Origin of the sequence: Caballeronia sp. LZ008 (genome assembly GCF_031451435.1) — a bacterium.
Classification (GTDB): Bacteria; Pseudomonadota; Gammaproteobacteria; order Burkholderiales; family Burkholderiaceae; genus Caballeronia; species Caballeronia zhejiangensis.
In genome coordinates this window covers 144271-152446 of the sequence record NZ_JARUXK010000003.1, presented here as the reverse complement: position 1 = coordinate 152446, position 8176 = coordinate 144271, and the positions used below count along the sequence as shown (strand labels likewise).

6 protein-coding genes are annotated in these 8176 nt (G+C 61.2%); 1 reads left to right on the top strand and 5 read right to left on the bottom strand.

The genetic code is table 11. The annotated features are described in order from the left end of the window. From QCE49_RS19825 to QCE49_RS19815, 3 genes are all read right to left on the bottom strand, one after another. A partial coding sequence (locus QCE49_RS19825; protein ID WP_309806326.1) for a filamentous hemagglutinin N-terminal domain-containing protein occupies positions 1-3552 on the bottom strand: 3552 nt, incomplete at its 3' end. Positions 3553-4008: 456 nt separating this feature from the next. Then, positions 4009-4698, bottom strand: a complete 690-nt coding sequence (locus QCE49_RS19820; RefSeq protein WP_250458050.1) for a response regulator transcription factor — start codon at positions 4696-4698, stop codon at positions 4009-4011. A 5-nt stretch (positions 4699-4703) separates the two neighbouring features. Further along, on the bottom strand, positions 4704-5390 hold the full coding sequence (locus QCE49_RS19815) for a response regulator transcription factor (protein ID WP_008347376.1): 687 nt from the start codon (positions 5388-5390) through the stop codon (positions 4704-4706). 411 nt (positions 5391-5801) lie between these two features. On the opposite strand from QCE49_RS19815, the gene QCE49_RS19810 reads away from it, so the two are divergent. After that, positions 5802-6014 carry a hypothetical protein gene (locus QCE49_RS19810; protein WP_250458051.1) on the top strand — a complete coding sequence of 71 codons (213 nt, stop codon included), beginning with the start codon at positions 5802-5804 and terminating at the stop codon, positions 6012-6014. On the opposite strand, the gene QCE49_RS19805 is transcribed toward QCE49_RS19810, so the two are convergent. Next, positions 6011-6664: a response regulator transcription factor gene (locus QCE49_RS19805; protein WP_008347372.1), complete on the bottom strand. Its 654-nt coding sequence runs from the start codon at positions 6662-6664 to the stop codon at positions 6011-6013. The two genes, QCE49_RS19810 and QCE49_RS19805, sit on opposite strands and share 4 nt — an antisense overlap. Further along, on the bottom strand, positions 6654-8162 hold the full coding sequence (locus QCE49_RS19800) for a sensor histidine kinase (protein ID WP_250458052.1): 1509 nt from the start codon (positions 8160-8162) through the stop codon (positions 6654-6656). The genes QCE49_RS19805 and QCE49_RS19800 overlap by 11 nt, the downstream gene beginning before the upstream one ends. Between the last annotated feature and the right edge of the window lie 14 nt (positions 8163-8176).

Here is an 8176-nt window from a genome sequence, read left to right as displayed (position 1 = left end):
GCTCGTGTTGCCGTCGATGACCACGCCCGAACCGTTGGCCGCATTGCCGTTGATGTCGGTCGAACCATTGCCCGACACGTTCGTGTCGCCGTTGATGACCACGCCAGAGCCGTTCGTCGCCGAATTGCCGTCGATGTTCAGCGTGCCCTTGTCGGTCACGTCCGAATCGCCGTTGATCACAACACCCGAACCGTTGTTCGCATGGCCGTCGATGTCCGTCGAGCCATTGCCCGAGACATTCACGTCACCGTTGATGACCGTGCCGTCGCCATTCTTCGACGAATTCCCGTCGATGTTCAGCGAACCGTTCTCGATCACGCTCGTGTTGCCGTCGATGACCACGCCCGAACCGTTGGCCGCATTGCCGTTGATGTCGGTCGAACCATTGCCCGACACGTTCGTGTCGCCGTTGATGACTACGCCAGAGCCGTTCGTCGACGAATTGCCGTCGATGTTCAGCGTGCCCTTGTCGGTCACATTCGAGTCGCCGTTGATCACAACGCCCGAACCGTTGTTCGCGTGGCCGTCGATGTTCGCGTGGCCATTGTCCGACACGTCCACATCGCCGTTCACGACAACGCCGTCGCCATTCTTCGCCGAATTCCCGTCGATGTTCAGCGAACCGTTCTCGATCACGCTCGTGTCGCCGTTCACGACCACGCCCGAACCATTGGCCGCATTGCCGTCGATGTCGACCGAGCCGTGGCCCGACACGTTCGTGTCGCCGTTGATCACCACGCCGGAGCCGTTCGTCGTCGAATTGCCGTCGATGTGCAGCGTGCCATTGTCCGTTACGCTCGTGTCGCCATTCAAGGTAACGCCATTACCATTCGTTGACGTACCATCGAGATCAACCGTACCGCTACCCGAAATATTCAGGCTCGTACCGCTGCTCTGCGAAATCCCGCCCGTACCATTACCGGTAGACGTACCGTTGATGGTCAGTCGGCCGTCGTCAGACACGGTGTTGTTAGATGTAATGCTTACGCCCGGGCCTGCGTTCGCCGAGCCATCGATATTGACAGCACCGTTACCCGATACATTGGCGCCAAAACGCTCCCATACTCCGTCGGCCGTGCCGTTCCCCTGAACGTTGACAATGCCGTTGTCGGTCACGGTCGTCAACGGCATGATCACGCCGTGGCCGTCAGTGCCTGTACCCGTAAGATTAACCACGCCGTTACCCGACGCGTTGACACTGCCTTGATACCACAGCCCGGTGGTGCCGCTCCCATTCAGATTGATGTGCGCAGTGTCCGAGGCAGTGGAGCTCCAATAGCCCTGTGCGCCCCAAGTCATATTGGACGCCGCGTCCAGATTGATCGTTGAATTTCCCCTTGCGACGAAAGCGCCGTCAAAGGCGCTCATGCCGATTTTGGTGTTCGACCGGGCGTTGATGTTGATCGTGGCTTCATCGTCCGAAGTCAACGTCGACCCCCAATAATAGCCGGACAAGGCGCCTGGACTGTCGATGCCAAGCCCGAGCGAACTATTGGAAGTTCCAGAAATAGTGATCGTAGCGCCTTGATTTGCGGCGACATCGGCAGTCACATAGACGCCGATCCCGCTTTCACTGGTCCCGTTGATATTCAACGTTGCGTTGCCCGCAACGGAAATCGCTGACTTCGCAGGCTGTGCCACTGCGCCAACGCTAGCGCCAATGCCGCTGTTCGAAACGCCGGTAATGTTCCAGGTACCCGCGCCTGATTGCGTGAGCCGCGCACCCGGAGCAATCGCTACTCCGACGCCGGTATTGGCCGTACCCTTGATGGAACCACCACCTACGTTTGTGATATTGCCCGCGAGATACACCGCATTGGCGCCCGCCAGACCGTTGCCATTCACGGTATTGCCAGAGGCGCTGAGCGTGCCGCCATTCAGATTCGTATTCGCACCCTGAACCGTCACCGAACCATTGTGGTTCCCGCTCATATCAGCGGTCAGGTTCAGATTCAGCTTGTTCGCCGTGGACGTGATATTGCCGTTGAGCTGAATGCTGCCATTGGCCAGCATCGTCAGCGTCGCGTCCGTGCCGCTCGTCTTGACGATATCCGCGCCCGCCTGCTGCACGATGTTGCCCCTGGCCGTGCCCGAGCTCGCCGTCGTGATCGTCACGTTCGTGCCACCGCTCAGCACGTTGCTGATCGACTGGTTGTTCACCGTCGCCGCGTTGCCGCTCGGCGTGAAGCCGCTCATGCCGCCCGTGTAGTTCGCATCCGGGTTCGTGCTGATGGTCACGTCCGTCGGATCGATCAGCCACTCGCCGCCCTTGCCGTTCGGCGCCGCCGCGCTCAGGTTGCCCTGCACGCTCAGGCTATGACCCGACGTCTCGATGAAACCGCCATCGCCATGCGCCGCGTCCGCCTTGATCGTCGCGCCGCTATCGACTTGCGTGAAGTCCGCGAACTGCACGCCGTCTTGCAGCATGCCTTGTGCTTGCGTGCCCGAGAGCTTGCTCAGGCTGTCACCACCGATGATGACCTTGCCGCCCGACTTGTCGCCGCTCGCGTCGATGCTCGCGTTGCCGAACACGCCCACGCGGTTGCCCGAGAGCACCACCGTGCCGCCCTGACCGCCCGCGCTCATGTTCGATGCATCGATCTTGCCCGACACCGTCACGTCGCCCGTGTTGCCCGCATCGGCCACCACCGTGCCCGCCTTCACCACGCCAGACATGTTCACCACGCTGTTCAAGAGCGTGTTGCTGCCGCGCGCGGTCAGCAGGACCGAACCGTTGTCCGCCTTGATCGTGCCGCTGTTCTCGACGAGCGCGTTGGCCGTCGCGTTGTTCAGCGTCAACTGGATGCCCTGGCCGTTGGCGAGCGCAACCGTCGCGCTGTCGCCCGCGGCGAGCGCGACCTGACCGTTCTTGCCCGCATCGATGGAACCGGTGTTGCGCACCTGATCGCCCATCAGCGTGACATAGCCTTGCGCGTTGATCGTGCCGTCGTTGACCACGCTCGCGTTCTTGCCCGTGCTCGACAGCTTCAGCGGACCGCCCGACATGAACTGGTTCGCGTCGATCGACTTGGTCGTCGCCAGCAGCGAACCGACGTTCACCACCGCGCCCTTGCCGAACAGCACGCCGTTGGCGTTCTGGATCAGCACCTGACCGTTGGCCAAGAGCGAACCTTGAATGTTGGAAGCGCCCGCGCCCGTCACGCGGTTCAGCGCCTGCGCTTGTGCGTTCGGCTGATTGAACTGGACCGTGTTGCCCTGGCCGACGTTGAACGAGTTCCAGTCGATCACGGCACGTTGCGTGCCCTGATTGATGGTCATCGTGTTGGAATTCTGCGAGATCGAAGCCTGACCTGCGGTGACTTGACCGCCGGTCGGCAGTGCCTGCGCGAAGCTCGTCGCAGGGGTCGATGCGAACATCGCGAGCGCGAAAGCCGTCATCGTTGCGATGACGCCCATTTCCGCGCTTTCAGGAGAAGAGGAGGAAGCGTTGCCTTCGCCGGGCGCCTTGCCCTGGCTTGTTACGTCTTCCGCAACGGCGACCAGCATGCCATGACGCTTACTGAAAACACGACGAAACCGATTCTTGTTCATCCGAAAATAAACCTAGTAAATGAGATTTAGCCGTCCCGGATATCGAGTACGGCGCAACGTGTGACAGGAATTCGCTCAGCTCGACGCACGCGCAGTCGCGCACCTTTTTCACACTCAGGAACCGGTGCCAGAAAGCAGACCAACTCCACGGATCGAATGCTATTGATCGACGCCGCGTCGCCATATAGAAGAAATTCGAATGCCTCACGGCTGCCCGAGCGGGTACCGTGGATCAAAGGCCCGGCGGGCCAAGCGTCGATGGAATTCAGAATGTTCCCCAATCGACAAAGCGTGAACTTCGAGACAGCCGGCAGTTAGCGGCGCGCGCACCTCGATGCGCGCCATCCAGCCCGGTACACCGATAAGGGATCGTGGGAGAAACGCGCCGTTTCTGCACGCGACGCCGAAACGCGTGCGCCCGGTCTGGATAGACCGGGCATCGGCACGCCGCCCGAATCAGGCTGCGTGAGAAAGGTCGCCCGGACCGAACCGGTCCAGCTTCAATCCAAGGTTCGATGCGAAGCGATGCAGCTCAGAAAGCCGGTCGAAGCCCAGCAAGCTGCGTACTTTGATACTCTGCGAGCTGATCGCGCTCTTGCGACGTTGCATCAAACTCGCTATCTCGCGGCCTGAAATGCCGCACAGCATGAGCCCGGCGATCTCCATCTGGCGCGCCGTCAGCATCCCGAAGCGCTGTAGCTCCGGATTACTCCGGTACTGATACAAAGCCGCGCGCGCGGTCGGCGACAGATATGACGCGCCGCGCTCGAGCTCCCGCACCGCAGTCAACACCTCGGACATCTCGTCGGATTTGCTCACGATCCCTGCCACACCGCGTTGCTCGAGCGATCCAACGAGAAACGGCTCATGAAATTCGGTATAGACAAGAATCCGCAGATCGGGAAATTCGCGCGAAACAATGGAAAGGAATCGCCATCCGTCTGGCGATCCTCTGCCAGGCATCGAATAGTCGGCGATCAAAATATCGCATTCGCGGTGTGCCAGTAAATCCATCAGATCGGAGACGTCGTGCGTCGTGCCGACCACATCGCAGCCGGCCTCATCCAATGCCTTGTGGAGACCAAATGCGACGAGTGGATGATCATCCGCGATAACGACCTTCAGCTTCTCGCGATTGCCAGTCATGACATTTACCCCCGGATCGCGTCGAATTCGACGCCGATTTGCGAACGCTCCAACGACAATCCGTGACTCGCCGCGAAGCGATACATCTCGGATTCCCGGGAAAACCCCAGTCGCTTGCAAGCCGCCGCACGCTGAGAGCTGATCGTATTCATTCGGCGATCGAGCAGGCGCGCTGTTTCGCATACAGAGAGACCACATAGCATCAAGCCCGCGATCTCCATCTGCCGACGCGTGAGCGCGGTGAAGCGGCTCAGCTCGGGCGACACATTGAAGCGCTCTACTGCCGATTGCGCGACGGGAGACAAATAGCGCCCGCCAGCGAAGAGCGTATGGATCGCGACAAGCATTTCAGACATGTTTTCGCGCTTGCTGACCACGCCAGCGACGCCGCGTTGCGCGAGACTTCCCACGAGAAATGGATCGTCGAATTCGCTGAAAACGACGACGGGCAACTTCGGGTATTTGCTCGACAAGGCGGTCAGAAATTGCCAGCCGTCCAACGAGGAAGCATCCGGCATCGAATAATCGGCCACGACCACATCGCACGCTTCATTTTCAAGGACGTTCATCAAACCGTCGGCGCTGCTTTCCACGCCACGTACGTTGAATCCCGCTTCAAGTAATGCTTTATTGAGGCCGCACAGGACGATCGGATGATCGTCGACTATTGCGACTCGAATGTCTTTCGCCATCGTTTCATCTCCCCGAAATCTGCTTAGCTCAACCGTACTGAATATGGATAACGATCCGGATGAACAATATCGACCGGGATTTCGGCTCGATATAGAACGACTTTGAAACGAACCGGGAAGGACGAAACGTTCGACTTGCGTCATGAAAGCCGATGGTTTGCCGAGCAAGGCGCATCGCCGTATTGCGGATAGCGGACGTACACACGAAAAAAAGCCGCCGGGCTAACGCAACGGCGGCTGAACGGGGGCAGACTTAAAACTACGACGGGAGATTACGCGCGATCCGGGCGCCGATATATCGATCGATTTCGAAATGGCGAAGACCTGCCTTGCTTGCATCAAACGTTCGTATAAGCACGCCGAGCCGTTCGTAGAATGGCGCGCGCGCATGCGCTTCTCTAAGCTGACGTCATGGTCACGCATCGGGAGCGCATCATGGGCGATACATCGACACGCAGGCTGTTATCCGCTTGCGCCGCCGTTCTGGCGTTCGGAACGTGGTATTCGCTGAGCGCGCCGCACGACTGGAGCGCGCTCGATCGCGCCGGTTACGACACGCAGTTGCCGCTCGAACGCATCGCGTTGAGCGAAGAAACCGCGCCCTCGATGACGCAAGACCGCTAGGCGCGCGGCGGCGTCGATGCGCCTTGCGGCATCTTCACGCCGAGCGCTTCGGCTTTTAGCACCAGGTCGGCCAGCGAACGCGCGGCCATTTTCTTCATCGCCTGGCCGCGATGAATCTTCACCGTGATCTCGCTCAGATTCATCTCCGCTGCGATCTGCTTGTTCATCAGACCCGACACGACGAACGCCATCACCTCGCGCTCACGCGGCGTCAGCGACTCATACGCGCGCCGCAAGTCCGCGACCGAGCGGCTCGCCGCGCGCCGTTCTTCATCGGCTTCGAGCGCCTGCGCGACGGCATCGAGCATGTCCTGATCGCGGAACGGCTTCGCGAGAAAATCCTTCGCACCCGCTTTCATCGCTTTCACCGTCATCGCTATGTCGCCGTGCGCCGTCATGAAGACGATCGGCAAGCCGAGCTGGCTCGCGGCCATCTGCTCCTGCACGGCGAGACCGCTCTGCCCTTTCAGCCGAACGTCGAGGATCAAACAGCTCGGCACTTCGGGCATGTCGTGCGCAAGGAACTCGTGCGCGGACGCGAACGTCGTCACGTTCAGTCCGACCGAACGCAGCAGCATGCGCAGCGCATCGCGCATCGATTCGTCGTCGTCGACCACGTAGACCATCGCGGCGTGCTTGTCATTGCTCATCGTCTCTTCTCTCGTTTTCGGGCAGCACGAAAAGCAGACGCGCGCCGCCTTCATCGGGCGATTCCGCCCATATCCTGCCGCCGTGCGCCTCGATGATCGAACGGCAGATCGACAAGCCCATGCCCATGCCTTCGGCCTTCGTCGTAAAGAACGCATCGAACAGACGCCGCGCGTTCTCGTCGCTGATGCCCGTGCCCGAATCCTGCACGACGATCTGAGCGTAACCGGGATCGCTGTCGCTCTCGCGCGTCGCCACACGCAACACACGCGGCCCGTTCACGGCGGACATCGCCTGCGCCGCGTTCATCATCAGATTGATGAGCACCTGCTGCAACTGCACGCGGTCGCAACGCACCGTCGGCGACGGCGTCGCGAGATCGGCGCGCACATCCACGCGATGACGCGCGAGTTCGCGCCGCACGAGCTCGATCGTCTCGCCGACGATCTCGGTGACTTCGAGCGTCGCGGGCTGGCTGTCGCGCTTTCTCGCCATCGCGCGAATGCGTGCGATGACTTCGCTCGCGCGCTTGGCGTCGCGGACCATCTGCGCGATCGATTGCTGCGCCTCCGCGATATCCGGTTGCGCGCGATTGAGCCAGCGCAAGGCGGCGCCGCCGCTCGTGACGATCGCGGCCATCGGCTGCGTGACTTCGTGCGCGATCGACGCGGCCAGCTCGCCCAGCATCGTCACGCGCGTCACATGCGCGAGTTCGGCGGTCGAGCGCGCGAGCGCTTCCTGCGCGAGCTTGGTTTCGGTGACGTCCATCAGCGCGCCGACGTATTCGCCGCCGTCGCTTTCGCTCGATGCACGATGCGCCACGTAATGAACGTGCTTCACGGTTCCATCCGGCAGCAGCAGCCGATGCTCGACATCGATATCGCGCACGCTGGACAGCGCCGCTTCATGCGCGCCGCGCACGATCGCGATGTCGTCGGGATGCGAGCGCGCGAGAATTGCATCGATGGAAGGCGTCATGTCGCGCGGATAATCGAAGATGCGATACGCCTCGTCGGACCACCACATCGTGCCGGCGGGCAGACGCGTCGCGATGCTGCCGGTAAGCGAAAGCCGCTGCGCGTCGAGCAGGAACGCTTCGCTGCGCTTCAATGCATCGCGCTGACGCTGCAACTCGGCTTCCATGCGCTTGCGCTGCATCGTCGTGGCCTGAATGCGCAGCGAGAGAACGGCGGTCGTGCCGATTGCGAGCAGGCTCACCGCGCAGCGTGCGAGCGCGCCGCCCGAGACGTTCTCGTCGTGCGAAAGAATGAAGCCGACGAGCGTGAGGATGACGCAGCCCCACGCGGTCGCGACCGTCGCGGTGCGATTGCCCGTCGATGCGATCAGCAGCACGACGACGACATACAGCACCGCGATGGCGATATCGAGCGGCGTGAGCGCGTCGATCAGAAACACGGCGAGCGCGATGGCCGCCGCGAGCATCGACACGATGCGCGTATCGTGACGCACCGCGCGCGGCGCGCTCTGGAATGTCTCCATCAATCAATCATCGG